Source organism: Pseudomonas sp. ok272 (assembly GCF_900109995.1).
GTDB lineage: Bacteria > Pseudomonadota > Gammaproteobacteria > Pseudomonadales > Pseudomonadaceae > Aquipseudomonas.
Genome location: NZ_FOCB01000013.1, coordinates 19,953 through 45,860 on the forward strand (window position 1 = coordinate 19,953; position 25,908 = coordinate 45,860).

At 60.9% G+C, this 25,908-nt stretch carries 23 protein-coding genes, 2 tRNA genes and 3 pseudogenes; 9 read left to right on the forward strand and 19 right to left on the reverse strand.

Annotated elements, in window-relative coordinates:
• Positions 1 to 168: 168 nt before the first annotated feature.
• From BMW74_RS18250 to BMW74_RS18270, 4 genes and pseudogenes are all read right to left on the reverse strand, one after another.
• On the reverse strand, positions 169 to 423 hold the full coding sequence (locus BMW74_RS18250) for a bacteriocin immunity protein (protein WP_093424696.1): 255 nt from the start codon (positions 421 to 423) through the stop codon (positions 169 to 171).
• Positions 413 to 1,744, reverse strand: a complete 1,332-nt coding sequence (locus BMW74_RS18255; RefSeq protein ID WP_256562609.1) for an S-type pyocin domain-containing protein — start codon at positions 1,742 to 1,744, stop codon at positions 413 to 415. Before BMW74_RS18255 ends, BMW74_RS18250 begins: the two co-directional genes overlap by 11 nt.
• 844 nt (positions 1,745 to 2,588) lie before the next feature.
• Positions 2,589 to 2,870 (reverse strand): annotated as a pseudogene (locus BMW74_RS18265) (integrase); the annotation flags it as partial.
• Between the two features lie 117 nt (positions 2,871 to 2,987).
• Positions 2,988 to 3,064 (reverse strand) — tRNA-Met (locus BMW74_RS18270).
• Between the two features lie 217 nt (positions 3,065 to 3,281).
• Between BMW74_RS18270 and BMW74_RS18275 the strand changes: the two genes are divergently transcribed.
• Positions 3,282 to 4,499, forward strand: coding sequence for an MFS transporter (locus tag BMW74_RS18275; RefSeq protein ID WP_093424703.1), 1,218 nt, complete (start codon positions 3,282 to 3,284; stop codon positions 4,497 to 4,499).
• Positions 4,500 to 4,563: 64 nt separating this feature from the next.
• Here the strand turns inward: BMW74_RS18275 and BMW74_RS18280 are convergent.
• A pseudogene (locus tag BMW74_RS18280) lies at positions 4,564 to 5,154 on the reverse strand (MFS transporter); the annotation flags it as partial.
• Here BMW74_RS18280 and BMW74_RS18285 point away from each other — a divergent pair.
• Positions 5,108 to 5,575 (forward strand): IclR family transcriptional regulator, encoded by a 468-nt coding sequence (locus BMW74_RS18285; protein WP_256562614.1) that lies wholly within the window; start codon positions 5,108 to 5,110, stop codon positions 5,573 to 5,575. The pseudogene BMW74_RS18280 and the gene BMW74_RS18285 overlap by 47 nt on opposite strands.
• 143 nt (positions 5,576 to 5,718) lie before the next feature.
• Here BMW74_RS18285 and ychF read toward each other — a convergent pair whose 3' ends face one another.
• From ychF to BMW74_RS18325, 8 genes are all read right to left on the reverse strand, one after another.
• Positions 5,719 to 6,819 carry a redox-regulated ATPase YchF gene (ychF, locus tag BMW74_RS18290; RefSeq protein ID WP_093424705.1) on the reverse strand — a complete coding sequence of 367 codons (1,101 nt, stop codon included), beginning with the start codon at positions 6,817 to 6,819 and terminating at the stop codon, positions 5,719 to 5,721.
• A gap of 22 nt (positions 6,820 to 6,841) precedes the next feature.
• A complete protein-coding gene (gene pth, locus BMW74_RS18295) occupies positions 6,842 to 7,426 on the reverse strand; it encodes an aminoacyl-tRNA hydrolase (RefSeq protein ID WP_093424707.1) in 585 nt (194 codons plus the stop codon).
• Positions 7,427 to 7,594: 168 nt separating this feature from the next.
• The gene (locus BMW74_RS18300) at positions 7,595 to 8,191 is read right to left on the reverse strand and encodes a 50S ribosomal protein L25/general stress protein Ctc (protein ID WP_093424709.1); all 597 of its coding nucleotides are present in this window, start codon (positions 8,189 to 8,191) and stop codon (positions 7,595 to 7,597) included.
• 142 nt (positions 8,192 to 8,333) lie between these two features.
• Entirely contained in the window at positions 8,334 to 9,275 is a 942-nt protein-coding gene (locus BMW74_RS18305; protein ID WP_003171603.1) for a ribose-phosphate pyrophosphokinase, read from the reverse strand.
• A gap of 45 nt (positions 9,276 to 9,320) precedes the next feature.
• Positions 9,321 to 9,395 (reverse strand) — tRNA-Gln (locus BMW74_RS18310).
• A gap of 37 nt (positions 9,396 to 9,432) precedes the next feature.
• Complete coding sequence (gene ispE, locus BMW74_RS18315; protein WP_093424711.1) at positions 9,433 to 10,284, reverse strand: 4-(cytidine 5'-diphospho)-2-C-methyl-D-erythritol kinase; 852 nt, start codon at positions 10,282 to 10,284, stop codon at positions 9,433 to 9,435.
• Between the two features lies 1 nt (position 10,285).
• Positions 10,286 to 10,903, reverse strand: a complete 618-nt coding sequence (gene lolB / locus BMW74_RS18320; protein ID WP_093424714.1) for a lipoprotein insertase outer membrane protein LolB — start codon at positions 10,901 to 10,903, stop codon at positions 10,286 to 10,288.
• A 4-nt stretch (positions 10,904 to 10,907) separates the two neighbouring features.
• Complete coding sequence (locus tag BMW74_RS18325) at positions 10,908 to 12,632, reverse strand: tetratricopeptide repeat protein (RefSeq protein ID WP_093424716.1); 1,725 nt, start codon at positions 12,630 to 12,632, stop codon at positions 10,908 to 10,910.
• A gap of 182 nt (positions 12,633 to 12,814) precedes the next feature.
• Here BMW74_RS18325 and hemA point away from each other — a divergent pair, with 182 nt between their 5' ends.
• From hemA to murI, 5 genes are read left to right on the forward strand one after another with little or no spacing between them, the layout of a single operon-like run.
• The gene (gene hemA, locus BMW74_RS18330; RefSeq protein ID WP_093424718.1) at positions 12,815 to 14,104 is read left to right on the forward strand and encodes a glutamyl-tRNA reductase; all 1,290 of its coding nucleotides are present in this window, start codon (positions 12,815 to 12,817) and stop codon (positions 14,102 to 14,104) included.
• Entirely contained in the window at positions 14,101 to 15,183 is a 1,083-nt protein-coding gene (prfA, locus tag BMW74_RS18335) for a peptide chain release factor 1 (RefSeq protein ID WP_093424720.1), read from the forward strand. Before hemA ends, prfA begins: the two co-directional genes overlap by 4 nt.
• On the forward strand, positions 15,184 to 16,014 hold the full coding sequence (gene prmC / locus BMW74_RS18340) for a peptide chain release factor N(5)-glutamine methyltransferase (RefSeq protein WP_093424722.1): 831 nt from the start codon (positions 15,184 to 15,186) through the stop codon (positions 16,012 to 16,014).
• Complete coding sequence (locus BMW74_RS18345) at positions 16,008 to 16,763, forward strand: molybdopterin-synthase adenylyltransferase MoeB (RefSeq protein ID WP_093424725.1); 756 nt, start codon at positions 16,008 to 16,010, stop codon at positions 16,761 to 16,763. The genes prmC and BMW74_RS18345 overlap by 7 nt, the downstream gene beginning before the upstream one ends.
• Positions 16,756 to 17,547 (forward strand): glutamate racemase, encoded by a 792-nt coding sequence (gene murI, locus BMW74_RS18350; protein WP_093425051.1) that lies wholly within the window; start codon positions 16,756 to 16,758, stop codon positions 17,545 to 17,547. Before BMW74_RS18345 ends, murI begins: the two co-directional genes overlap by 8 nt.
• 400 nt (positions 17,548 to 17,947) lie before the next feature.
• Here the strand turns inward: murI and BMW74_RS18355 are convergent, their stop codons facing one another.
• The 5 genes and pseudogenes from BMW74_RS18355 to BMW74_RS18375 form a co-directional block, all read right to left on the reverse strand.
• Positions 17,948 to 18,253 (reverse strand): YkgJ family cysteine cluster protein, encoded by a 306-nt coding sequence (locus BMW74_RS18355; RefSeq protein ID WP_093424728.1) that lies wholly within the window; start codon positions 18,251 to 18,253, stop codon positions 17,948 to 17,950.
• Positions 18,254 to 18,328: 75 nt separating this feature from the next.
• Positions 18,329 to 19,756, reverse strand: coding sequence for a deoxyribodipyrimidine photo-lyase (phrB, locus tag BMW74_RS18360; protein WP_093425053.1), 1,428 nt, complete (start codon positions 19,754 to 19,756; stop codon positions 18,329 to 18,331).
• 11 nt (positions 19,757 to 19,767) lie between these two features.
• Positions 19,768 to 20,685, reverse strand: a complete 918-nt coding sequence (locus BMW74_RS18365; protein ID WP_093424730.1) for a MerR family transcriptional regulator — start codon at positions 20,683 to 20,685, stop codon at positions 19,768 to 19,770.
• A pseudogene (locus tag BMW74_RS18370) lies at positions 20,685 to 21,200 on the reverse strand (YbgA family protein); the annotation flags it as partial. The gene BMW74_RS18365 and the pseudogene BMW74_RS18370, both read right to left, overlap by 1 nt.
• A gap of 209 nt (positions 21,201 to 21,409) precedes the next feature.
• Positions 21,410 to 22,396, reverse strand: a complete 987-nt coding sequence (locus tag BMW74_RS18375) for an NAD(P)/FAD-dependent oxidoreductase (RefSeq protein ID WP_093424738.1) — start codon at positions 22,394 to 22,396, stop codon at positions 21,410 to 21,412.
• A gap of 195 nt (positions 22,397 to 22,591) precedes the next feature.
• Here BMW74_RS18375 and BMW74_RS18380 point away from each other — a divergent pair, with 195 nt between their 5' ends.
• Together BMW74_RS18380 and hemH are read left to right on the forward strand one after the other, a co-directional pair.
• Positions 22,592 to 23,494, forward strand: coding sequence for a TIGR01777 family oxidoreductase (locus BMW74_RS18380; RefSeq protein WP_093424741.1), 903 nt, complete (start codon positions 22,592 to 22,594; stop codon positions 23,492 to 23,494).
• Positions 23,495 to 23,507: 13 nt separating this feature from the next.
• Positions 23,508 to 24,530: a ferrochelatase gene (gene hemH / locus BMW74_RS18385; RefSeq protein WP_093424743.1), complete on the forward strand. Its 1,023-nt coding sequence runs from the start codon at positions 23,508 to 23,510 to the stop codon at positions 24,528 to 24,530.
• Between the two features lie 103 nt (positions 24,531 to 24,633).
• On the opposite strand, the gene BMW74_RS18390 is transcribed toward hemH, so the two are convergent.
• Entirely contained in the window at positions 24,634 to 25,908 is a 1,275-nt protein-coding gene (locus BMW74_RS18390) for a uracil-xanthine permease family protein (RefSeq protein ID WP_093424745.1), read from the reverse strand.

Here is a 25,908-nt window from a genome sequence, read left to right on the forward strand (position 1 = left end):
TCCATGGATCGGTACTTGGTGGCGTCGCCTTCGCGTTTGAAACGCCGAGGTAGGCGCGAACCACCCGGGATTTGAATGGTCCGCTAATATCGTCCGAGGTCTCCCGATTTCAGATCGGAGTATTCCTGGTGATCTAGGTTCGGCGCCTCGATTGCTTCCATCGACGAGCTACTGTTTGAACCCCGGCAGGCCGTTTGCTTCGCGCCACTCTTTGACGGTTTTGGTTACGCCTTCCGCCGAGTCATCGGCGTCGTCCTCAGGATAAAAAATCAAATCGGACCCCTTCGGATGTCCGCAAATTGAATTGAAGTGAAACACAAGCTTGCTTTCTTCCTCTTCGCTCTCATCATTCCCCATGATGCGCTCAAGCAGGTCTATGAACTCTTGTTCTGTGTAATCCGAAAAACTTTGTTTAGTCGCCATTTTTATTTTCCTTGTGAATCTCTACGTGCCGCTTTGGAGTCATTACAGCTAGGTTATCAACATCATAAACCGCACCACCATGCTGGATATGCTCGATGTGATGTATCTCGTACTTCGCTTTTTCCCCGTAGTGATCCGGCATAGGGGCAAAAGGCGCCCTGCCATCCATCAGCTTACTTTTGTTTGTGCGCTTGAACTGACTTAGCAGCGTTGGATCGCTCGCCACCTCTTCCCAGAACGCCTCCCTGAATTTATCAAAGCTGGAGAACTCACGCCCTCGGAGCGCGTCCGCGATGCGTGTCGGTATCGGTGCGCCTAGGCCTTCACCGGCGCCAGCAAGCCAGATGCCCGATACGTCCTCCCCGATACCAGTCACAGTGCCGGGGCCGTAGCGTGGGCCAGTCTTTGAAAACACGATGTACAGCGAGCTAAGGCCCGTTCCCGCCGGAAAGACCAGAATACAGTCGTCGGTTTCGATGTCGTCCCCAGCCGGATAGCCCTCAATCTGGGAGTCTGTGTTTTCCGGTATGGGATGAACCAGAATGACGGGGTCGGCGTTGCGCTGCTCAGGGTGGACCAACGGCGGGAGGGCTAGCGGTCCTCTGGGAGTCCACAAAATGGTGATGCCGTTCAGGTCCGCTTCCAGTACGGTTTTGGTGGCATTCCATTTGACCTGGACTGTGCGCACGGAATCATCGCCGGACGGGCCGGTATGAATGCCATAGACCTGCATTACGCCTTCGGCATCACGACGGAACTGAAAGCGTACACGGGTGGGTGCACGGCTCAGTTGGCGCAGATCATCGTCTTTGTACAGTGTCCCGTCGCCCATCTGGGTGGAGAGCATTCCCGCAATGAACACCCCTGTAGGGTTGCCGCGCAAGGCCCACCTGAAACCCTTTTGTAGTAGGCCGCTACCAGCGATGCGCCCCAGCACTGCGTCGAAGCCTACCGCGAGTTTAAGCGCTTCGATTGACGAGGGGACAAGCATGGGCGCGACCAGCATGACCTTGCCAAAGTCTGAGGCGGGGACGGTGGCAGTACCGGGCTTAGTGCAGCTCCAGCTTTCAGGTACGCAGGACTTAGCAAAGACCAGGTCTGTACGTTCCTTGGGGCGTGGCCATTCATCTTTTTTAAGGTGGACGACCGGCTCTGGCTCTCGGGGTGGATTAAACGCGGCCCATGAGGCACCACCGTTCGGAAGTCTCCGACTCCATTCATCGTCAAAAGGGTTTTTCTTTTTATCCTTGTTCATGACAAGACCTTGTATCGCTTCATGTAGAGCCGGGGGAGCTTGTCGTTCAAAACGAATGTCGGTCAATTTTGCTCGGTAACCTAAAGTTTCAGATCCGTCGAAACTACGAGCGCCGAAGTTCGTAGTTTCATTCGTAGAACCACTCGTAGCTTTGAGTTTCCGCGCACCTGGTCATGCGCGAAAGTTTGCGCGGAACCTGCGCGGAATGGTCGGCGGTGCGTACCTGGTCAGCCTCAGAGTTACGCAAGGTGCCTTGCGTAGAAACTTGCGTAGTTTCGCGTTCGACCTAAGTGGTGCTGGTAGGCAGACCAAAACTGCGCGGACGGTTTTGCGCAGCTCGGTGCGCAGCTTTTCTGATTCCGCGCACGGCGCCTTGCGTGGAAGTTTGCGTGGAGCCGTGCGTGGAGTGGCTGGCACCCTCGATCAGTACGCAGCCTGAAAAGGCCGGTTTTGCTGCGAGCCAGGTCTTAACCCCGGCTAATCTCAAGGGTCCATGACCCTTGAGGGCTGAAATTATGACCAGGTATCGCCTGAGCCAAGCCGGGCACGATTTGAACTACGGCTATCGACGTAATGCGCGATTGGCACTTGAGGCGCTTGGCCCAACCTTTACAGAGGAGGAGGCGCTGAGTGCACTCCAACCACTCCAGGCATCGGGAAGGCTTGGTAAGGGCACGTCCAGAAGCTTCTGGCACCGGTTCGCCACGCTGGGGGCGCATGCCAAAAAGAAAGCGTTCATTGAGTTGGCAGCTAGCTGATAGCGTTGATTGATCCGCCGGGCACTTACTCGTAGTACCGCTCAAGGTCACCAATCTGAATGCTGCCCCGGCATGACCCTCAAAGGGTGGCCGGAGGTTTTCACTCCGAAAATGGATGGTTTCCACGGGTAACCCAAAAATGTTTTTTTGGTTACCCGGCTCATCTGCTCAAGGATGCCCTGCTTTTCGAGTGCGCGTAGAAGGCTCATCCATTCCATCGACAGGATGCCGGTGTAAGGGCGTTTGCCGAGTTCTGGGAAGACGTGACGCTCAAGTGCCCCGATCATACGCTTTGCAGTACCTGCGTCCCAACCGCTGAGGCGTGAGGTATGCCATTCGCGGGCGAGTGTTTCAAAGGTATCGTTTGCCGCCTCGACCTCAGCAGCCTTGCGCGCCAGGTTCGTGGCCATCGGATTTTTGCCTTCGGCGGCATCACACGATGGGAAGTATAGGGAGAGACAATTACAGACAGCCAGAAACAAGAAAGCCCGCACGAGGCGGGCTTCTTGAGGTGATTCATAGACTGCTGTAGACATCTATGGATCGGTACTTGGTGGCTACACAGGGACTTGAACCCCGGACCCCAGCATTATGAATGCTATGCTCTAACCAACTGAGCTATGTAGCCAAGTGGCGCGCATTATTGGCTCGTTATGAGGAAGTGTCAAGCGTAAATCTAAAATATTTCTCTACGCTTTCAACTGCTTATCCCCGTGCTTGGGGAAAACCGCCCACACCCCCCGTCGAAAACTCGTTAGCTGCCTAATAGGATGGCGCTGCCGCACTCAAAAGTGGCACATTGTTGCACCGGCAAATGCACTCTCATCCGTTGTATGGAAACTGTTATGGCAACCGACACCCCTCAAGCGGCCGTTTCAACGGCTCCTGCGACATCGCAAAGCAGTCCGTTGGTCATGAGCATCATTGGCGCAGTGGCATTGGCGCATTTGATCAATGACTTGATCCAGGCGGTCCTGCCGTCGATCTACCCGATGCTCAAGGCCAGCTATGGCCTGAGCTTCACCCAGATTGGCCTGATTACCTTGACCTTCCAGCTCACGGCGTCGCTGTTGCAGCCGTGGGTCGGGTATTACACCGACCGTCACCCCAAGCCCTGGCTGTTGCCGGCCGGGACGGTGTGCACGCTGATAGGCATCCTGATGATGTCCCAGGTCGGGAGCTTTGCGCTGATCCTGCTGGCGTCAGGGTTGATCGGGGTGGGTTCGTCGACCTTCCACCCGGAGGCTTCGCGTATCGCACGCCTGGCCTCGGGCGGGCGTTTTGGCCTGGCGCAATCGACGTTCCAGGTCGGTGGCAACGCAGGTTCGGCGCTTGGTCCGTTGTTGGCGGCAGCGATCATCATTCCTTACGGTCAAGGCCAAGTGGCATGGTTCGGGCTGTTCGCGGTGTTTGCGTTGTTTGTGCTGTATCGGATCAGCCGCTGGTACGCCAATCACTTGAGCCTGTTCAAACTCAAGCAGGGCCAGGCTGCGACGCACGGGCTGTCGAAGAATCGGGTCATCGGGGCATTGGTGGTGCTGGGGCTGCTGGTGTTCTCCAAGTACTTCTACATGTCCAGCCTGACCAGCTACTTCACCTTCTACCTGATCGAGAAGTTCGACCTGTCGGTGGCCAGCTCGCAGTTGCACCTGTTCCTGTTCCTGGGCGCGGTGGCGGCGGGGACCTTCTTCGGCGGGCCGATTGGCGACAAGATCGGGCGTAAGGCGGTGATCTGGTTCTCGATCCTCGGCGTGGCACCGTTCACCTTGCTGTTGCCCCATGTCGACCTGTTCTGGACCAGTGTCCTGAGCGTGGTGATCGGCTTCATCCTGGCCTCGGCATTCTCGGCCATCGTGGTCTACGCCCAGGAGTTGGTGCCGGGCAACGTGGGGATGATCGCCGGGGTGTTCTTCGGCCTGATGTTCGGCTTCGGCGGTATTGGCGCCGCGTTGCTGGGGTACTTGGCGGACATTCACGGGATCGAATACGTGTACTACCTGTGCTCGTTCCTGCCGTTGCTGGGTGTGCTGGCGATCTTCTTGCCGCGGACCAAGAAGGCCTGATCGAACGCTCCAGGCTCAACGGCGAACGCCCCTGCCTTTATTCGGCCAGGGGCGTTCGTTTGGCTTATAGCGCGCTGCCGTCCTTGATCGTGGCGGTCCACTGGTACGTTTCTGCCTTGGCCTTGGGGGCTCGCACCTGCGAGATGAACAGTGCTGCCAAAATAGCCGGGATAGCGCTGAGGATGAAAATCTGACTGACCGGCATCTGCATGGCGATAAATAAACTGCCGAACAGCGGGCCCAGAATCGACCCGAATCGCCCCACGCCCAAGGCCCAGCCGGCACCCGTCGCGCGACAATGGGCCGGGTAGAAGTTACTGCTGAACGCGTTAAGTGTCAGTTGCCCGCCTATCACACACATACCGGTGGCGAAAACCAGCCCGATCATCACCACCTTGTTGTCATGAAACAGGCCGATCAGGATGGTGAACAATCCAGCGGCAGCGAGCACGACACACAACAGTTTTGCCTTGTTGGCGACGCGGTCGGCAAAGTAGGACATCGCGCCTGCGCCGATCGTCCCGGCAAACAGGAACAATGAAGTGATCAAGTTCGCTTCACTGAGGTCGACGCCGTTCTGTTTGAGCAAGGTCGGCAGCCAGCTCACCATGAAGTACAGCAAGATCAACGCCATGAAGAACGTTGCCCAGATCAAGTTGGCCAGGCAGGCTCAAGCCAGTGCATTCATTTCCGTGACGCAGGGCAATGAATGCATGGTGATCATGGTCGCCGACCCCGCAGAGTCGATGATGCGCGTGGGGTATCGAATCGGCAGTCGCCATCCTCTTGATCAAGGCGCGGCGGGGATTGCAATTCTTTCCGGGCGCAAGGCGCTGCCCAATGATTCAGAGGCCGTGATCCAGGCGCGTGAGTTGGGCTACAGCCTGACTCGCGGTCAATTGCAGCCTGGGGCCATTGGTGTGGCGAGCCCGATCAGTTGTCCACACGACCAGCATTCTTTTGAAGCCTGTGTGGGTGTGGTTGCCTTGAACTCGCTGGATCTGGATATCGCCACTCAAGCCGTACCCAGAACGGCAGCGATCATTACGCAATTGCTCGGTGCGGCCCCGACATAAGTTGAAAAGGCCGCTGCCGTGATGCTCGGTCAACTGGGCGGCGGACGCATGATGACCAGCGCTAAGACGCAAAAATCCCCGTATCAACGAATGATTACGGGGATTTTTCGTTTATCGAGGTCCGTGGGCATCCACGGCCTTCGTCAGACGTTAAAGCGGAAGTGCATCACGTCGCCATCCTTGACGATGTATTCCTTGCCTTCCAGGCGCCATTTACCGGCTTCCTTGGCACCGGCTTCACCCTTGTACTGGATGAAGTCGTTGTAGGCGATGACTTCGGCGCGGATGAAGCCTTTCTCGAAGTCGGTGTGGATCACGCCAGCGGCTTGTGGTGCGGTGGCCCCGACCTTGACGGTCCAGGCACGGACTTCTTCAACGCCTGCAGTGAAGTAGGTCTGCAGGTGCAGCATTTCGTAGCCGGCGCGGATCACGCGGTTCAGACCAGGCTCTTCCAGGCCCAGGGCCTCGAGGAACATGTCTTTTTCTTCGCCGTCTTCGAGTTCGGCGATTTCCGCTTCGATCTTGTTGCACACCGGTACAACGATGGCGCCTTCTTCTTCGGCGATGGCCATGACCACGTCGAGCAGTGGGTTGTTCTCGAAGCCGTCTTCAGCAACGTTGGCGATGTACATCACCGGCTTGGTGGTCAGCAGGTGGAAGCCCTTGATCACGGCCTTCTCGTCGGTGCTCATGTTCTTCATCAGGCTGCGCGCTGGCTTGCCTTCGGTGAAGTGAGCGATCAACTGCTCAAGCAGGGCTTTCTGGACGACAGCGTCCTTGTCGCCACCCTTGGCGTTGCGCGCGACTTTCTGCAGTTGCTTCTCGCAGCTGTCGAGGTCGGCAAAGATCAGTTCCAGGTCGATGATCTCGATGTCGCGTTTCGGGTCGACGCTGTTGGAGACGTGAATCACGTTCTCGTCTTCGAAGCAGCGTACCACGTGGGCGATGGCATCGGTCTCGCGGATGTTGGCGAGGAACTTGTTGCCCAGGCCTTCACCTTTCGACGCGCCGGCCACCAGGCCTGCGATGTCGACGAATTCCATGGTGGTCGGCAGGATGCGCTTTGGATTGACGATGGCTGCCAAGGCGTCCAGGCGCTTGTCGGGCATCGGCACGATGCCGGTGTTCGGCTCGATGGTGCAGAAGGGGAAGTTCTCGGCCGCGATCCCGGATTTGGTCAGGGCGTTGAACAGGGTGGACTTGCCGACGTTAGGTAGGCCGACGATGCCGCAATTGAATCCCATGGTGTTTCCCCTTGGATAAGAGTCAGGCCTTCTGGCTGTGCAGGTTTTTCATCGCGCGGTTCCATTCACCGGCGAGGATATCCGGCAGCACGCCGAGGGCAAAGTCGATGCTGGCATCGAGTTTTTCCTGTTCGGCGCGTGGCGCACGACCCAGGACGAAGTTTGAAACCATACTGGCCACGCCCGGGTGGCCAATGCCAAGCCGCAGGCGGTAAAACGTATTCTGATTGCCCAGTTGCGCGATGATGTCGCGCAACCCGTTGTGACCGCCATGCCCGCCGCCCTGTTTGAGCTTGGCAACGCCGGGAGGCAAGTCGAGTTCGTCATGCGCCACCAGGATTTCTTCGGGTTTGATCCGGAAGAAGCCCGCAAGTGCCGCGACGGCCTGGCCGCTGCGGTTCATGTAGGTGGTGGGAATCAGCAGGCGAATGTCCTGACCTTGATGCGAGAAGCGCCCGGTCAGGCCGAAATATTTGCGATCGGCCACAAGGTTGACGCCTTGGGCGTGGGCGATGCGCTCAACAAAAAGGGCCCCCGCGTTATGCCGGGTCTGTTCGTATTCGGCGCCTGGATTTCCCAGGCCAACGATCAGTTTAATGGCAGTCACGACAGGGGCCCTTCCTTTGGAGTTGTGGATAACATCGCCGCAACCTGGGTGCGGCGAAAGTGGACGGCAAGAGCTAACTTATCCAGAGATAAACTTCGCGTTGTCGCCCGCTTTCTCGCTACGTTCCGGTCCGCGATGTTTCCTCAAGCTCCGGCATTGCAGAGTGAATTACTCTGCAGCGCTTTCTGCTTCTGGTGCAACACGTGGAGCGTGAACATTGGCAACAGCCTTGTCATCACCGTGTGCCAGAGCAACGAACTCAACGCCTTTAGGGGCTTTGAGGTCAGACAGGTGAATGATCGAGCCGATTTCGGCGTTAGCCAGGTCGACTTCGATGAATTCAGGCAGGTCTTTCGGCAGGCAAGTTACTTCGACTTCAGCGATAACGTGCGAAATTTCGCCGCCTTTCTTGATCGGAGCAGCTTCGCCAACGAAGTGTACAGGTACGATAGCGGTCAGTTTCTGGCCAGCTACAACGCGTACGAAGTCAGCGTGCATCACGTGGCCTTTGGCCGGGTGACGCTGCAGGGCTTTGATGATTACGTTTTGCTTGGTGCCGCCAACGTTCAGCTCGATGATGTGGCTGTAAGCCGCTTCGTTTTCGAGCAGTTTGGCAACTTCTTTGGCCAGCATGCTGATGGATTCAGGGGCTTTTTCGCCACCGTAAACTACAGCTGGAACCAGGCTTGCGAGACGACGCAGGCGGCGGCTCGCACCTTTCCCCAGGTCGGAACGCACTTCAGCATTCAGGGTAAAATCGTTCATGTTGTATCTCCAAAATAACCACATTCGCCCCAGCGTTTGCGACCAGCGCTAAAGGCGATATGGGCAAAAAAGCCCCGCCCCGACAGGTTATGCCGGGGCGGGGCGCTTTTCGTCATCGAGATGTAGGCGAAGGGCAGGGCCCTTAGCGGAACATCGCGCTGATCGATTCTTCGTTGCTGATGCGGCGAACCGCTTCGGCAACAACCGGTGCGATATCCAGTTGGCGGATACGTGCACAGGCTTGTGCTGCAGCGGACAGCGGGATGGTGTTAGTCACCACCAGCTCGTCCAGCACGGAATTTTCAATGTTCTCGATTGCCCGACCCGACAGCACAGGGTGTGTGCAGTAGGCAAAGACCTTGGCAGCGCCATGCTCTTTCAAGGCTTTAGCCGCGTGGCACAGGGTGCCGGCGGTATCGACCATGTCGTCAACCAGGATACAGGTACGCCCTTCGACATCACCGATGATATGCATCACTTCAGAGTGATTGGCTTTCTCACGGCGCTTGTCGATGATCCCGAGATCAACGCCCAGGGACTTGGCAACCGCACGTGCACGCACGACGCCACCAATGTCCGGGGACACAATCATCAGGTTTTCGAAGCGTTGGTCTTCGATGTCATCCACCAATACTGGGGAGCCGTAGATGTTATCTACCGGAATATCGAAGAAGCCCTGGATCTGGTCAGCATGCAAGTCAACCGTGAGAACACGATCGATGCCGACTACGGTAAGCATGTCAGCAACGACTTTCGCGCTGATAGCTACACGTGCGGAACGCGGACGGCGATCCTGACGGGCATAACCAAAGTAGGGGATCACCGCAGTGATTCGAGTCGCTGAGGAGCGGCGGAAGGCATCAGCCATCACGACGAGTTCCATCAGGTTATCGTTGGTCGGAGCGCAAGTCGGCTGAATAATGAAGACGTCTTTACCGCGGACATTTTCATTGATCTCGGCTGTAATCTCGCCGTCGGAAAATTTACCGACAGAGATGTCACCGAGAGGGATATGCAGCTGACGTACAACACGCCGAGCCAGATCGGGGTTAGCGTTCCCCGTAAAGACCATCATCTTGGACACGCGCAGTACCTAGAGGCTGAGGGTAACCTGGATGAGTATAGAAAATGGCAGGGGCGGCTGGATTCGAACCAACGCATGGCAGGATCAAAACCTGCTGCCTTACCGCTTGGCGACGCCCCTGTATCTGTTGCAACGAGTACCCAGTACTCGGTTCCTTTTAGAGCAGACTTTGCAACTTGCGATGCAACATCGAAATGTTGCTTCCCTTTGCTACAAACCCTGTAAGGGTCTCTGTAAGAAGGGCCGAGACTTTATCAGCTTCAGCTTTGTTTGGGAAGCCCCCAAACACACAACTTCCAGTTCCGGTGAGTTTTGCTTCGGTAAATTTACCTAACAAATTCAAAGCGTTACGTACATCTGGATAACGCCTTGTTACCACCGGTAAGCAGTCATTTCGACTGTTTCCCTTGGGAACGGGGCGCACTTTAATGGGAGATGAGTTACGTGTCAACAACGGATCTGAAAAAATTTCTGCTGTACTTACAGATACTTGCGGAACAAGTACGACATACCAAGGTTCTTCGGGGTCTACAGGGGTCAGTTTCTCCCCCACGCCCTCGGCGAAAGCCGCGTGCCCACGCACGAAAACCGGGACGTCAGCCCCCAGGGTCAGGCCCAGGACGGCCAGGCGATCTTCATCCCAGCCCAGTTGCCAGAGATGGTTCAGGCCCAGCAACGTAGTGGCCGCATTTGAACTGCCGCCACCGATTCCACCGCCCATGGGCAAGATTTTTTCGATCCAGATGTCGATGCCCAGCGTACAGGCGGATTGTTCCTGGAGTTTTTTCGCCGCGCGCACGATCAGATTGCTGTCGTGAGGCACGCCTTCGAATTCGGTGTGCAGGCGAATGACACCGTCATCGCGCACCGCGAAAGTAATTTCATCGCCGTAGTCGAGGAATTGAAACAGCGTCTGCAGCTCGTGGTAGCCGTCTGGACGGCGACCGAGAATGTGCAGCATCAAATTCAGTTTGGCGGGCGAGGGCAGCGTCAGGCGACTGGCAGGCATGTCATTGCCCCAGTTTGCGCGGTTGCCAGGCCTTGATCACCAGCGTGATATCAAGGTCGGTGCCGTGCAGCTTGATGCGCTCGGGCAGCCAGTAACCGTTTTGTTGGGTGTAGGCGATGTATTCGATCTGCCAGCCATCCTGCTCAAGGGTGGCGAGGCGGCTGTCGGCATCCAGGGCCAGACGGCTTTTACTGTCCGGGGCCGGGAGCCCGCGGACCCACCACGCCAGGTTGGACACCGGCAGTTTCCAGCCCAGCTGTTCTTCGAGCAGCGCTTCCGGGCTGGGTGCGGTGTAGCGTCCCTGGTTCGCGACTTCCAGCGTGACATTGCCCGGTCGACCGGTCAGGCGGGCAGCGCCACGGCCCAGTGGGCCGGAGAGGCGGATATCGTAGTAATCCTGGCGTTGCAGCCAGAACAGCGTACCGCTCCCCGAATCCTTCGGCGCGCGAATACCGATCTTGCCGTCAATCTGCCAGCCATCCAGGGCGGTCAGTTGTTGTTTGTGCTCGCGCCATTGGGCCGGATTGCCGTGGCCTTCGACCGACTCGCGAGCGCCAAAGCCCGCGCAACCGGCGAGCAGGGCGATGAAGCTGAACACTATGACGTGGCGCAAAAACATGATTTTAAAGAGTCTCGGATCCGGTCAGGCGCTTGATGGTGCTGCGCAGGATGGTGCTGTCAGGCTGTTCCTTGAGGTACTTGGCCCAGATTTGTTTGGCTTCGCGTTGCTTGCCGTTGGCCCACAGGACTTCGCCCAGGTGAGCCGCAACCTCTTGGTCGGGGAGGCGCTCAAGGGCCTGGCGCAAGTAGCGCTCGGCTTCGTCGAGATTGCCCAGGCGGTAGTTGACCCAGCCAAGGCTGTCGAGCACGGCCGGGTCTTCCGGGTTCAACTGGTGGGCCTGCTCGATCAGGACCTTGGCTTCGGCGTAGCGGGTCGTGCGGTCGGACAAGGTGTAGCCCAGCGCATTCAGCGCCATGGCGTTGTCCGGGTCGCGCTTGATGATCTGGCGCAGGTCTTTTTCCATCTGTGCCAGGTCATTGCGTTTTTCCGCGAGCATGGCGCGGGAGTAGAGCAGGTTCAGGTCGTCCGGGAATTGCTTGAGGGCTTTGTCGAGCACCGTCCAGGCGCGATCGTCCTGTTTATTGGCCGATAGGGTCTCGGCTTCGACCAGGTACAACTGGATCGCGTAGTCGGGTTGCTCGTCGCGCTCCTTGGCCAACGTGCTCTGGGCGTCGTTGGTGCGGCCGTTCTGCATGAGGATGTCGGCCTGGCGCAGTTGTGCCGGCAAGTAATCGCTGCCCGGCGTGACCTGGGCGTACTCGATCAGGGCGCCTTGTGGGTCGTTGCGTTCTTCAGCGATGCGTCCCAGGTTCAGGTGGGCGGAGTCGACATGGCTGTCGCGGGCAATCAGGTCTTCCAGATAACCCTTGGCCTCCTCCCAGGCCTTGGCCTCCAGGCAGACCAGCGCCAGGGAATAGCGCAACTCGTCGTCTTCGGGGTACTGCTGAACCAGGTTCGAAAACTCGACCTTGGCATCCTCCATGCGGTCCTGCTCAACCAGCAGGCGGGCATAGGTCAGGCGCAGGCGCTTGTCGTCCGGGTATTGGCGAATGCTTTTTTGCAGCAGCGGCAGGGCTTCATCGCCGCGGTCCAGGCTTTGCAACAAACGGGCACGCAGCAGGATGGGTGCTACCTCGCCGTCTTGCGGCGGGTTTTTCTCCAGGAGGGCGAGTGCGCCCTTGGAGTCGCCGTCCTGTTGCAGCAGCAAGGCCTTGCCGAAAATCAACTGGCCGTTGTTCGGGTGGCGCAGCAACAAGCGGTCAAAGCTGTTCATCAGGCCATTGCGCGTGTCCTGGTCCGTATCGGCCGCCGACAGGGCGAGGAAGTCGAAATGGGTATCGCCCTTGCCTTGCAGGACCTTCTCCATATAAACCATGGAGTCGTCGTAGCGCCCGGCGCGAGCCAGTTGCACGGCGGCGGCGCGTTGCGCTTCAAGGTCTTGCGGCGAGTTTTTGGCCCAGATCAGTGCGCTGTCGAGCGCGGCCTGGTCAGCCCCCAGGTATTCGGCGATGCGAAATGCCCGCTCGGAAATGCCTGGGTCCTGGGTGTTGATCGCCTGGGTCACGTAGTTATCCAGGGCAATGTCATAGCGATTGCGCTGGCCGGCCAGTTCAGCGCTGAGCAGGCTGAAGATGGTTTCTTCGCTGAACGAGCTGTAGACCTTGGGCTTTTCAGGGGCTGGGCTGCTACCCGCAACCGGCGACGAGTTGTCTGTCGATACGGGGGCCATGGCCTGGCAGCCGCCGAGCAGGACAACACTTAGGAGCAACGCGGAAGATCTATTCATATAGGAAGAGGACGACTAACCTGCGGTCGGATCATCATGACACAAGCCTTCGGCCAAACATAACCGAGACTCAATGCGGGCCTTTTCACGGGCGGTATACAAGGACAATAGTCTGCGGAGGTTGTTCTCGGTGTGGCGAAGTAGGACAATTGTCGGCTTCTCGACATCATCAGCGACCTTGAATGGCCTTCCTTGCACTCGGTATTAACCACAAGACTGCTTCCGTAGACGTCCGCGAGCGCGTGGCCTTTACTCCAGAGCAGCTGGTTGAGGCCTTGCAGCAGCTCTGCCGACTTACCGACAGCCGCGAAGCTGCGATCCTCTCCACCTGCAATCGCAGTGAACTCTATATCGAACAGGATCAACTTTCTGCGGATGTGGTGTTGCGCTGGCTGGCCGACTATCACCATTTAAGCCTCGATGAGCTGCGCGCGTGTGCTTATGTGCATGAAGAGGATGCGGCAGTTCGTCACATGATGCGGGTCGCCTCCGGGCTTGATTCGCTGGTGCTGGGCGAACCGCAGATCCTCGGCCAGATGAAATCGGCCTACGCCGTGGCACGCGAGGCGGGCACCATCGGCCCGCTGCTCGGGCGTTTGTTCCAGGCCACCTTCAATGCCGCCAAGCAAGTGCGCACCGACACCGCCATCGGTGAGAACCCGGTGTCCGTGGCATTCGCCGCGGTCAGCCTGGCCAAGCAGATCTTCAGTGACTTGCAACGCAGCCAGGCCTTGCTGATCGGCGCGGGCGAGACCATCACCCTGGTCGCCCGTCATTTGCATGAGCTGGGGGTCAAGCGCATCGTCGTCGCGAACCGCACCCTGGAGCGTGCCAGCCTGCTGGCCGAGCAGTTTGGCGCCCATGCCGTGCTGCTCGCGGACATCCCGGCGGAGCTGGTGCGCAGCGACATTGTCATCAGTTCCACCGCCAGCCAGTTGCCGATCCTGGGCAAGGGCGCCGTGGAAAGCGCCCTGAAGCTGCGCAAGCACAAGCCGATCTTCATGGTCGACATTGCCGTGCCACGGGATATCGAGCCGGAAGTCGGCGAGTTGGATGACGTCTACCTCTATAGCGTCGACGACCTGCACGAAGTGGTCGCCGAGAACCTCAAGAGTCGCCAGGGTGCCGCCCAGGCCGCCGAAGAGATGGTGTCGATTGGCGCCGATGATTTCATGGTGCGCCTGCGCGAGCTGGCGGCGGTCGATGTGCTCAAGGCCTATCGTCAACAGAGCGAACGCCTGCGCGACGAAGAGCTGCAAAAGGCCCAGCGCCTGCTCGCCAATGGCGCCAACGCCGAAGACGTGCTGGTGCAACTGGCCCGTGGCCTGACCAACAAACTGCTGCACGCCCCCAGCGTGCAACTGAAAAAGCTTACTGCCGAAGGCCGCCTCGATGCGCTGGCCATGGCCCAGGAACTGTTTGCCCTCGGTGAGGGCTCCCCGGATAGCTCGTCGGATAAAAAACCGCAATGAAAGCGTCACTGCTCAATAAGCTGGACATCCTCCAGGACCGTTTCGAGGAACTGACTGCCTTGCTTGGCGATGGCGAAGTCATTTCCGATCAGAACAAATTCCGCACCTATTCCAAGGAATACGCGGAAGTTGAGCCGATTGTCACCACCTATAAACAGTTGCTCAAGGTTCAGGGCGACCTCGAAGGGGCCCAGGCCCTGCTCAAGGACAACGACCCGGACATGCGTGAGATGGCCGTGGAAGAAGTCCGCGAGGCCAAGGAGCAACTGCTCGAACTGGAAGCCAGCTTGCAACGCATGCTGTTGCCCAAGGACCCGAACGACGGACGCAACGTGTTCCTGGAGATCCGCGCCGGCACCGGCGGTGACGAGGCGGCGATCTTCTCCGGCGACCTGTTCCGCATGTATTCGCGCTACGCCGAGCGGCGTGGCTGGCGGGTCGAAATTCTCTCGGCGAACGAGGGCGAACACGGCGGCTATAAAGAAGTCATCGCCCGGGTCGAAGGCGAAAACGTCTACGGCAAGCTCAAGTTCGAATCCGGCGTACACCGTGTGCAGCGGGTGCCGGCCACTGAATCCCAGGGCCGGATCCACACCTCCGCTTGTACCGTGGCGGTACTGCCGGAACCGGACGAGCAGGAAGCGATCGAGATCAATGCCTCGGACTTGCGAATCGACACCTACAAGTCTTCCGGGGCCGGCGGCCAGCACGTCAACAAGACGGACTCGGCGATCCGGATCACCCACTTGCCCTCGGGCATCGTGGTCGAGTGCCAGGAAGAACGCTCCCAGCACAAGAACCGGGCGCGGGCGATGTCCTGGCTCTCGGCCAAGCTCAATGACCAGCAAACCAGCGCGGCGGCCAATGCCATCGCCAGCGAGCGTAAACTGCTGGTGGGCTCGGGAGATCGCTCCGAGCGGATCCGCACCTACAACTTCGCCCAGGGCCGGGTCACCGACCACCGGGTCAACCTGACGCTGTATTCCCTTGATGAAATCCTCGCCGGTGGCGTCGATGCCGTGATCGAGCCGTTGCTGGCCGAGTACCAGGCCGACCAACTGGCGGCGATAGGTGAATAAATGACCATCATTGCCAGTTTGTTGCGCGCAGCCGACCTGCCTGACTCGCCCACCGCGCGCCTGGATGCCGAATTGCTGCTGGCCGCCGCCCTGGGCAAATCCCGCAGCTTCCTGCACACCTGGCCGGAACGCATCGTGCCCAGCGAAGCCGCGCTGACGTTTGCCGAGTACCTGCAGCGTCGGCGCTCCGGTGAGCCGGTGGCCTACATCCTCGGCCAGCAAGGCTTCTGGAAGCTGGACCTGGAAGTGGCACCGCATACGCTGATCCCGCGGCCGGACACCGAGTTGCTGGTGGAGACCGCGCTGGAACTGTTGCCGGCAACCCCCGCCAAGGTGCTCGACCTGGGCACCGGCAGCGGCGCGATTGCCCTGGCCCTGGCCAGCGAGCGCCCGACCTGGCAGGTCACCGCGGTCGACCGCATCCTCGAAGCCGTGGCCCTGGCCGAGCGCAATCGCCAACGCCTGCACCTGAACAACGTCACGGTACTGAGCAGCCACTGGTTCGACTCGCTCAACGACCATCGCTACACCCTGATCATCAGCAACCCACCGTACATCGCCGCCGCCGACCCGCATCTGGCCGCCGGCGACGTGCGCTTCGAGCCCGCCAGTGCGCTGGTGGCCGGTGCCGACGGCTTGGACGACCTGCGGCTGATCATCGCCCAGGCGCCGCAACACTTGGAAGCGGGCGGCTGGTTGATGCTCGAACACGGCTACGATCAAGCCGATGCGGTGCGCGACCTGCTGCTGACCCAGGGATTTGTCGAGGTCCATAGCCGCCAGGACCTGGGCGGCCACGAACGCATCAGCCTGGGGCGCCTGCCGTGCTGAATGATCAGGAACTGTTGCGGTACAGCCGACAGATTCTGTTGCAACACGTCGACATCGACGGCCAGTTGCGCCTCAAGCACAGCCGAGCCCTGATCGTCGGCCTCGGTGGTCTGGGGGCACCGGTCGCGCTGTACCTGGCTGCGGCAGGCGTGGGTGAGCTGCACCTGGCGGACTTCGACACCGTGGATCTGACCAACCTGCAACGCCAGGTCATTCACGACACCGACAGCGTTGGCCTGAGCAAGGTCGACTCGGCGATCAAGCGCCTGGGCGCGATCAACCCCGAGATCCAGTTGATCGCCCATCGCGCCGCGCTGGACGAGGATTCGTTGGCGGCGGCCGTCTCAGCGGTCGACCTGGTGCTCGATTGCAGCGACAACTTCGCCACCCGCGAGGCGGTGAATGCGGCGTGCGTGGCGGCCGGCAAGCCACTGGTCAGTGGCGCCGCGATTCGCCTGGAAGGGCAGTTGTCGGTGTTCGACCCGCGTCGCGCCGAGAGCCCGTGCTACCACTGTTTATATGGCCACGGCAGCGAAGCCGAACTGACCTGCAGCGAAGCCGGTGTGCTGGGGCCGCTGGTGGGGTTGGTCGGCAGCCTGCAAGCCCTGGAAGCGCTGAAGTTGCTGGTGGGCTTCGGTGAGCCGCTGGTGGGGCGCTTGCTGTTGATCGATGCCTTGGGCACGCGCTTTCGCGAGTTGCGGGTCAAGCGCGATCCGGGTTGCCGCGTGTGTGGGCCCGCCCGTGCGTGAGGCGCCGGTCGGGGTGTTCGATTCCGGCGTCGGCGGCTTGTCGGTACTGGCGGAAATCCAGCGCCTGCTGCCCAATGAGTCGCTGTTGTATGTCGGCGATTGTGGGCACATTCCCTACGGCGAAAAGACCCCGGAGTTCATTCGCCAACGGTGCAGCGTGATGGCGCGGTTCTTCTTCGAACAAGGCGCCAAGGCCATCGTCGTCGCCTGCAACACCGCCACCGTGGCGGGTGTTGCCGACATTCGGCGGGATTATCCGCAGTGGCCGATCGTCGGCATGGAGCCAGCGGTCAAGCCCGCTGCCGCCGCTACCCGCAGCGGCGTGGTCGGCGTGCTCGCCACCACTGGCACCTTGCAAAGCGCCAAGTTCGCCGCCTTGCTCGACCGCTTCGCCACTGACGTGCGGGTGGTGACCCAGCCGTGCCCGGGCCTGGTGGAGTTGATCGAGGCCGGCGACCTGCAGAGCGAGACCCTGCGCCAGTTACTGACCGGCTACCTCGAACCTCTGCTCGCGGCGGGTTGCGACACGCTCATTCTGGGCTGTACCCATTACCCCTTCCTCAAGCCGTTGCTCAAGCAACTGATCCCCGCCGACATCAGCCTGATCGACACCGGCGCCGCCGTTGCCCGGCAACTGCAACGCCTGCTCGCCGAGCGCGACCTGCTGGCCGCCGGGCCTGCACGCCCTGCGCAGTTCTGGACCAGCGGCGACGCGCAGCACCTGACAACTATCTTGCCGTTGCTCTGGAATGACTCGGGTGTTGTGCAACGCTTCACGCGATAGACCGTCACACCGAGTGGATGAGTATCTGCATAGCCCAGGTCTGGGTTGAGCCTGGAGCGAGGCTTGCCCGCGAAGAGGCCAGCCCATTCAACATCGATGTCGCCAGACTTACCGCGTTCGCGGGCAAGCCCTAATGCCAGTCAGTTAAGGCGCCAAACCTGTGGGAGCGAGCCTGCTCGCGAAGACGGCAACACAGCCAACATCTCCGTTGACTGACCTACTGCTATCGCGAGCAGGCTCGCTCCCACGTGGGTTTCGCTTAACTGACTGGCATTAGGGCAAGCCCGCTCCACACAAGGATCCGGGCCTGACACTGGATGCGTGTTCGCCGTGGACCAGGGTGGGGCTTGCTCGCGAGGACGGTGGATCAGTCAATCAGGATGCTGGCCCTGCCGGTCCTTCAGCGATACGCCGTGGCAATCCCGCGTCGCTCTTCGATGCACTCCGGTGCGCCCATCTCGAACTCGCGGCAGATCAGCGGGCGTTTTTCGTAGATGGTGCACATCATCGTGTCGCGATCCAGGGCGGCGCACCAACCGTCGTCCAGGCGCAGCATGACTTCCCCGCCCCAATCATCGGTGTCGATAAATCGGTCCGGTACGCCGGTGTCGGTGATCAGCATGACTTCCAGTTGGCAGCAGCAGGCCGCGCAGGTCGAGCAGGTGACCGCCGGTGTGACAATTTCGGTGAGGGGGATGGTGTTCATGGCCGGCAGTGTAAGGCAGCCGGCCATTGGAGTGTGAAAGGTCTGACGGACGTCTGCCCGTCACCGCGAAACCGCTCAGGCATCGCGTGAAGGCAGGTTCTTGAATGCCGTCAGTGCCCGCTCCCGCGACTGGCCGAGGTTGACGATGGGCGGTGGGTAGTCAACCACGCCGAACAAGCCGCCGAGGGCGGCCGGGTTGTGCACGTGCGTGCTATTGAGCGCGGCCAGTTCCGGGAGCCAGCGCTTGATGAACACACCATTGGCGTCGAACTTCTCTGACTGATTCAGCGGGTTGAAGATACGAAACCAGGGGGCGGCGTCGGTGCCCGTGGAGGCGCTCCACTGCCAGCCGCCGTTGTTCGCTGCCAGGTCACCGTCGATCAAGTGCTGCATGAAAAAGCGCTCGCCTTCGCGCCAGTCGATCAACAGGTTCTTGGTCAGGAACATCGCCACCACCATCCGCAGGCGGTTGTGCATCCAGCCGGTTTCCAGCAACTGGCGCATGGCGGCATCGATGATCGGCAGGCCAGTGCGCGCCTCTTTCCAGGCCGCCAGTTCCTGCGGCGCCTGGCGCCAGGCCAGGGCTTCGGTTTCCGGGCGGAAGGCCCGGTGGCGCGAAACACGTGGGTAACCCACCAGGATGTGCTTGTAGAACTCGCGCCACAGCAGCTCGTTGATCCAGGTGATGGCGCCGACCTGACCGCTTTCGAACTCGCCTTGATTGGCCGCCAGGGCGGCGTGCAGGCATTGGCGCGGTGAGATCACACCGCACGCCAGGTACGCCGAGAGCTGGCTGGTGCCGGGCTTGGCCGGGAAGTCACGTTCGTCCTTGTAGTGGTCGATCTGGCCCGAGGCGAATTCGCTCAAGCGCCGTTGCGCTTCGTCTTCGCCGGCTGGCCAGAGGGCGCGCAGGTACTCGCTTGGCGGCGTGAAGCCAGCGACCTGCGCCGGGATCGGATCACGGTTGATGACGCTCGGCGCCTGGATCTTGGGCGGCGCGACAAGGGCGGGCAAGGCGGTGTGCAGGCGCGAGTAGCAGACCTTGCGGAACTGGCTGAACACCTGGAACCAGGTGCCGGTCTTGGTCAGCACACTGCCGGGCTTGAACAGCAGTTGATCCAGGTAATGATGAAAACCGATGCCGGCGCTTTCCAGGGTTTGGCGTACGGCGGCGTCGCGACGGGTTTCATGGACGCCGTATTCCTCGTTGACGTGCACCGCGTCGACCTTCAGTTCACGGCACAACTGGAGCAGTACCCCGGGGGCATCGTCCCAGCGCGGGGCGTGGCGAATCAGCAGCGGGATGTTCAACGCCGCCAGGGCCTGGCTCAGCAGGCGCAGGTTGCGCAGCCAGAAATCCACCTTGCACGGCGCGTCATCGTGAACCAACCATTGCGCCGGGCTCAGTAGGTACACCGCCACGCACGGGCCGCGCGCGGCAGCGGCGCTCAGGGCGGTGTTGTCATGCAGGCGCAGGTCGCTGCGTAGCCAGATCAATTGCAGGCTCGGTTGCATTAGATGACGCCTCGGGAAATCAGGGACTGGAGTGCCGAGACCGGGTCTTGGGCCAGGTGCAGGTCAGGGATCTCAGTGGTGCTTGCCGACAACTCGGCGTGGTGGATGCAGACCGAGGGGCCGGCGATCAGTGTTGGGCAGGCGATGTTGCTCAGCAGGCGCGGCAGTTGTTTGAGGTCCAGGGGCTTGCGCGAATACAGCAGCACGCCACGGGCGCCCAGGTGCTCGACCGCCAGGGCCAGCTCACCCACCGGCAGCGGTGAGTCGAACACTTCCACGGGGCAGTCGGCACTGCTCACCAGCCAGGCGCAGAGCCACAGGTGCGGTTCCAGGGGCAGGTCGGATTGGTTGACCAGCAGCAGCGGTGCACCGCGCAACTGGCGGTTGTTGTGGTAGATCCGGGCGCCGAACTTGCTGCGCAGCCAACCCTGGAAAAACGCCTGCTCCATGCGCGCGCCGAACTGTCCTTGCCAGCGGTGCTCAAGCTCGGCCAGCAGCGGCATCAACAACTGTTGGCACAAGGTGCTGGGCGGATACAGCGACATCGCCTGGTTGAACCGGTCATCGAGCTGGCGCTCGGCCAGTTGGCTGATGGCCTGGATCAGGCGTTGGCGCAGGATCTGCCAGTCGTTGCCCAGGGGAGTGGCGAATGTCGGCGGGGTGTCGAGCAGCGGCTTGACCTGGCTGACCGCCACGCCACGATTGAGCCAGGTCAGGATGTCGTGGATGCGCTGTACGTGCTCGGCCGAGAACAGGCGGTGCCCCTTGGGTGAGCGCAGCGGCACGATCAGGCCATAACGGCGTTCCCAGGCGCGCAGGGTGACGGCGTTGACGCCGGTGCTGCGGGCGACCTCTCGGATCGGTAGCCAGCCGTGTTCGCTGTCGGTTGGCTGATGGGGGGCGGGTTGGCGGTTCATCACATCGCCTTTCTGAGGCTGAGGTGTTCCGGGTGTGGTTGCAGGTAGACCTGCTGTGCCACGTACGGATCGGGATGGTGGCGCACGTGATGCCTGAGCAGGCTCAGTGGCACCCGCAGCGGTGCGAGGCCTTGGCGGTATTGCTCGATGGCGCGGTGCAGGTACTGTTTGTCTTCCCGGCTGATGCGGTGCTTGAAGTACCCGCTCAGGTGTTGCAACACATTGGCGTGGGTGCCACGCGTCGCCTGTTGTTGCAGGGCGCTCATCAGTGCACGGAAGTAGCGCGGGCCAAGCTCGGCGGGGTCGTTTTGATGCAGGGTGGCCAAGAGTTTGCCCAGCACCTTGTATTGCACCGGGTTGTGGGCCATCAGCAGGTATTTGTGGCGGGCGTGGAAGTCAGTCAGGGCGCGGCGGTTCAGGCCGGTTTCCAGCCGGTGCTGCCACGCGGCGCACACCTGGATCCGGGTGAGGGTGTCGGCACGAAAGACCAGGTCGCCGAGCCGGGGTTCGTCTTGCCAGCCGTCACCCATGACGATTGTGAGTGAGTGGGCGCAACGGCTCGACATTGAGAAACCTCGGATAAAAACCTTGTACAGATTAATAGGTCTGTACAGCTTTATTGGATGATAGATCCGATGGTGTACAAGTCAAAGACTTTGTATAACTTTTTGCGGTGAGCACGGATCGCCACCCCTGGCGGGACGGTCCGGTGGGGTGGCGGTTTCTACTGCTGGTGTTCGTGCAACCGGCGAGCGGCTTCCTGGCCGCTGAGCCAGGCGCCTTCGACCCGACCTGACAGGCACCAGTCACCGCACACGTAGAGACCCAGGTCGGCATCGGCCAGTGCGCCCCATTCGTGGCTGCTGGCGGGGCGGGCATAGAGCCAGCGATGGGCCAGGCTGAAGGTCGGGGCGGGCATGGCGCTGTGCAGCAGTTCGGCGAAGGCACCGTGCAATTGCTCGATCACCGCCTCCTTGGGCAAGTCGATATGTTGCCGGCTCCAACTGCTGGTGGCGTGCAGGACCCAGGTGTCCAGGGTGTTGTCGCGTCCTGGCTTGCTGCGGTTGCGGGCGAGCCAGTCCAGGGGGCTGTCTTGCACGAAGCAGCCTTCCATCGGTGTATCGAGGGCGGTGTCGAAGGCCAGGGCGACGGCCCAGGTAGGGTCCATCTTGACCCCGGCGGCGGCGCTCGCCAGTTTCGGTGCGGCGGCGAGCAGGGCCGTGGCCTGGGGCGCCGGCACGGCAATCACGACATGGCTGAACGGGCCGTGGGCGAGGCCTTCGGCGTCCTGCAGGTGCCAGTGCTCTTCACCGCGAAAGACTTCGGTGATGCGGCAGGAGAAATGCACCTGCGCGTCGCCGATCAGCGCCCGCGGGATGGCGCTCATGCGCGGGCTGCCGACCCAGCGGGTTTGTTCATCGGGCGAGGGGCTGAGTTGGCCGCCCTGGCAGTTGTAGAGCAGCGGTGTCCACTCGGCGACCCAGCCGTTGGCTTGCCAGCGCTGGACCTCGTTGACGAAGCGTCGATCCCGGGCGGTGAAGTACTGCGCGCCCATGTCCAGTGCGCCGGCCTCCGTGCGCTGGCTCGACATGCGCCCGCCACTGCTGCGGCTTTTATCGAACAACTGCACGACGTACCCGGCCGCTTGCAGGGCTTGGGCTGCAGAGAGCCCGGCGATGCCGGTGCCGATGATTGCGATAGGGACAGTCATAGGGGCCTCGTTTACCTTTCTCTACAGGCTTCGCGCGCTGCCAATCCTGTACAATTTTAATTATTGGTATAACTTTTGGCGTTATCGTTCTGACAGCTTGGCCTATGGTTAACCATAGACCTGTCCGATCCGAAACATCCCTGTTTATAAAAATAGACTAGTGATCGGAGTAAAACGCCACGCGAGGAACATGTCATGCACATCTTGCTGACCGGCGGTACTGGATTGATCGGACGCCAACTTTGCAGGCAATGGTTGAGCCAGGGCCATAGCTTGACGGTGTGGAGCCGCTCACCCGAAAAAGTCGCGAAGTTATGCGGCAGCCAGGTGCGTGGCATTGCCCATCTGGAGGACATTGGCGAGGCGCCGGTGGATGCGGTGATCAACTTGGCCGGGGCGCCGATTGCCGATCGCCTGTGGACCCACCGACGCAAGACGTTGCTGTGGGATAGCCGGATCCGCCTGAGCGAGACCTTGCTGCTGTGGCTGGAAAGTCGCGAGCACCAGCCGTCGGTATTGATTTCAGGCTCGGCGGTGGGCTGGTACGGCGACGGCGGCGAGCGTGAGTTGACCGAGGATTCGCCGCCGGTCAGCGAAGACTTTGCCAGCCGCCTGTGCATCGCCTGGGAAGAAACCGCGCAGCGCGCCGAGGCGCTGGGCATGCGGGTGGTGCTGGTGCGCACGGGCCTGGTGCTGTCGGCCGAGGGCGGCTTTTTGTCGCGCCTGCTGCTGCCCTTCAAGGCCGCGCTGGGCGGGCCGATTGGCAATGGCCGGCAGTGGATGTCATGGATTCACATCGAGGACCAAATCGCGCTGATTGATTTTCTTCTGCATGAGAATAACGCCCGTGGTCCTTATAATGCCTGCGCACCAACACCTGTGCGCAACCGCGAGTTCGCCAAGACCCTGGCCGCGGTGCTGCATCGGCCGGCGTTCATGCCGATGCCGGCCTTTGCCCTGAAGCTGGGGCTGGGCGAGTTGTCGCTGTTGTTGCTGGGTGGCCAGCGGGCGACCCCCGCGCGGCTGTTGGCGGCCGGGTTTACCTTTCGCTTCACTGAATTGCGCGCGGCCCTGGACGACCTGTCCAGCCGCCTTTGAAATAGGACGTTGCATGACCGATCACGCGTTGCTCCTGGTCAACCTGGGTTCACCCGCTTCCACACAGGTGGCGGACGTGCGCAGCTACCTCAATCAGTTTCTGATGGACCCTTACGTCATCGACTTGCCATGGCCGGTCCGGCGTTTGCTGGTCTCGCTGATTCTGATCAAGCGCCCCGAACAGTCGGCCCATGCCTACGCCTCGATCTGGTGGGATGAAGGCTCACCCCTGGTGGTGCTCAGCCGTCGCTTGCAACACGCCATGACCACGCAATGGACCAAGGGCCCGGTCGAACTGGCCATGCGTTACGGTGAGCCGTCGATCGACACGGTGCTCGCGCGCCTGGCCGCCCAGGGCATCAAGCAGATCACCCTGGCGCCCCTTTATCCACAGTTCGCCGACAGCACGGTGACCACGGTGATCGAGGAAGCCCGACGGGTGATACGTGAGCGCAAGCTGGACGTGCAGTTGTCGATCCTCCAGCCGTTCTACGATCAGCCGGAGTACCTGGATGCTCTGGTGGCCAGTGCCAAGCCCTACCTGGCGCAGGATTACGACCACCTGCTGCTGAGTTTCCACGGGTTGCCCGAGCGGCACCTGAAGAAACTCAATCCCGGCCATAGTTTTGACGGCGCTGGCGATTGCTGTGCCGGCGCCCCGCCGCAAGTCGTTGCCACCTGCTATCGCGGCCAGTGCCTGCGCACCGCGGCGGCGTTTGCCGAGCGCCTGGGGTTGCCGGACGGCAAGTGGTCGGTGTCGTTCCAGTCACGCCTGGGGCGCGCCAAGTGGATCGAACCCTACACCGAGGCGCGTCTCGATGAGCTGGGCAAAAGCGGGGCGAAGAAGATCCTCGTCATGTGCCCGGCGTTCGTCGCCGATTGCATCGAGACCTTGGAAGAGATTGGTGATCGAGGGTTGGAGCAGTTCCGCGAAGCGGGAGGGGAGGAGTTGGTGCTGGTGCCGTGTCTCAACGATGACCCGCAATGGGCGAAGGCGTTGAATACGCTGTGTGACAGGGCGCCGTTGGCCCTCTAGAAGCATCGCGAGCAGGCTCGCTCCCACAAGGTTTATGTTGATCTTGTGGGAGCGAGCCTGCTCGCGAAGAGGTCCTGTCAATCAGCCCAGGACATGGCGCTGCTTACAACAACGGCTCATCCGGCTGCTTGTTCTTCCAGCCATCATTGCCCGGCAACAGCAGGTTCAAGGCAATCGCCACGATGGCGCACAGCGCGATCCCCTTGAGACCGAAGTCGTCCGACCCGGTGCCGGTGCCGACCAGCATACCGCCAATCCCGAACACCAGGGTCACCGAGACGATCACCAAGTTGCGTGCTTCGCCCAGGTCGATCTTGTGGCGGATCATGGTGTTCATGCCCACCGCGGCGATCGAGCCGAACAGCAGGCACAGAATCCCGCCCATCACCGGCTCTGGAATGCTTTGCAGCAGTGCGCCGAACTTGCCGATAAACGCCAGGCTGATGGCGAAGATCGCCGCCCAGGTCATGATTTTCGGGTTGTAGTTCTTGGTCAGCATCACCGCGCCCGTCACTTCGGCGTAGGTGGTGTTGGGTGGGCCGCCCAGCAGGCCGGCTGCAGTGGTGGCGATACCGTCACCAAACAGCGTGCGGTGCAGGCCAGGCTTCTTCAGGTAGTCGCGGCCGGTGACGCTACCGACCGCGATCACCCCGCCGATGTGTTCGATGGCCGGCGCCAACGCGACCGGGACAATGAACAGGATCGCCTGCCAGTTGAACTCGGGTGCGGTGAACGCCGGGATGGCGAACCAGGGGGCGGTAGCGATCTTCGCGGTGTCGACGACGCCGAAGTAGAACGCCATGCCAAAGCCCACCAACACGCCAGAGATGATCGGCACCAGGCGGAAGATGCCCTTGCCGAACACCGCCACGATCAAGGTGGTCAGCAGCGCCGGCATCGAGATCATCATCGCCGTCTGGTAATGAATCAGCTCGCGGCCATCGGGGGCCTTGCCCATGGCCATGTTCGCGGCAATCGGCGCCATGGCCAGGCCGATGGAAATGATCACCGGGCCAATCACCACCGGCGGTAGCAGGCGGTCGATGAACCCGGTGCCTTTGATCTTCACCGCCAGGCCCAGGAACGTATAGACGAAACCGGCGGCCATCACCCCGCCCATGGTCGCCGCGAGGCCGAACTGGCCCTTGGCGAGAATGATCGGGGTGATGAAGGCAAAGCTCGACGCCAGGAACACCGGCACCTGACGCCCGGTCACCACCTGGAACAGGATGGTCCCCAGGCCCGCGGTGAACAGCGCGACGTTCGGGTCGAGGCCGGTAATCAGCGGCATCAATACCAGTGCGCCAAATGCCACGAACAGCATTTGCGCGCCTGACAGGACCTGGCGCCAGAGCGGGTCGTTGAACTCATCCTGCAT

What these genes read in the sequence shown, in the direction of transcription:
- lolB (WP_093424714.1), bottom strand. Translation starts at nt 10,903, where the DNA reads ATGTTTTTGCGCCACGTCATAGTGTTCAGCTTCATCGCCCTGCTCGCC.
- BMW74_RS18285 (WP_256562614.1), top strand. Translation starts at nt 5,108, where the DNA reads ATGAAGTACAGCAAGATCAACGCCATGAAGAACGTTGCCCAGATCAAG.
- BMW74_RS18355 (WP_093424728.1), bottom strand. Translation starts at nt 18,253, where the DNA reads ATGAACACCATCCCCCTCACCGAAATTGTCACACCGGCGGTCACCTGC.
- BMW74_RS18380 (WP_093424741.1), top strand. Translation starts at nt 22,592, where the DNA reads ATGCACATCTTGCTGACCGGCGGTACTGGATTGATCGGACGCCAACTT.
- BMW74_RS18325 (WP_093424716.1), bottom strand. Translation starts at nt 12,632, where the DNA reads ATGAATAGATCTTCCGCGTTGCTCCTAAGTGTTGTCCTGCTCGGCGGC.
- BMW74_RS18365 (WP_093424730.1), bottom strand. Translation starts at nt 20,685, where the DNA reads ATGAACCGCCAACCCGCCCCCCATCAGCCAACCGACAGCGAACACGGC.
- BMW74_RS18375 (WP_093424738.1), bottom strand. Translation starts at nt 22,396, where the DNA reads ATGACTGTCCCTATCGCAATCATCGGCACCGGCATCGCCGGGCTCTCT.
- hemA (WP_093424718.1), top strand. Translation starts at nt 12,815, where the DNA reads ATGGCCTTCCTTGCACTCGGTATTAACCACAAGACTGCTTCCGTAGAC.
- ispE (WP_093424711.1), bottom strand. Translation starts at nt 10,284, where the DNA reads ATGCCTGCCAGTCGCCTGACGCTGCCCTCGCCCGCCAAACTGAATTTG.
- BMW74_RS18250 (WP_093424696.1), bottom strand. Translation starts at nt 423, where the DNA reads ATGGCGACTAAACAAAGTTTTTCGGATTACACAGAACAAGAGTTCATA.
- hemH (WP_093424743.1), top strand. Translation starts at nt 23,508, where the DNA reads ATGACCGATCACGCGTTGCTCCTGGTCAACCTGGGTTCACCCGCTTCC.
- BMW74_RS18390 (WP_093424745.1), bottom strand. Translation starts at nt 25,908, where the DNA reads ATGCAGGATGAGTTCAACGACCCGCTCTGGCGCCAGGTCCTGTCAGGC.
- ychF (WP_093424705.1), bottom strand. Translation starts at nt 6,819, where the DNA reads ATGGGATTCAATTGCGGCATCGTCGGCCTACCTAACGTCGGCAAGTCC.
- prmC (WP_093424722.1), top strand. Translation starts at nt 15,184, where the DNA reads ATGACCATCATTGCCAGTTTGTTGCGCGCAGCCGACCTGCCTGACTCG.
- prfA (WP_093424720.1), top strand. Translation starts at nt 14,101, where the DNA reads ATGAAAGCGTCACTGCTCAATAAGCTGGACATCCTCCAGGACCGTTTC.
- BMW74_RS18300 (WP_093424709.1), bottom strand. Translation starts at nt 8,191, where the DNA reads ATGAACGATTTTACCCTGAATGCTGAAGTGCGTTCCGACCTGGGGAAA.
- BMW74_RS18275 (WP_093424703.1), top strand. Translation starts at nt 3,282, where the DNA reads ATGGCAACCGACACCCCTCAAGCGGCCGTTTCAACGGCTCCTGCGACA.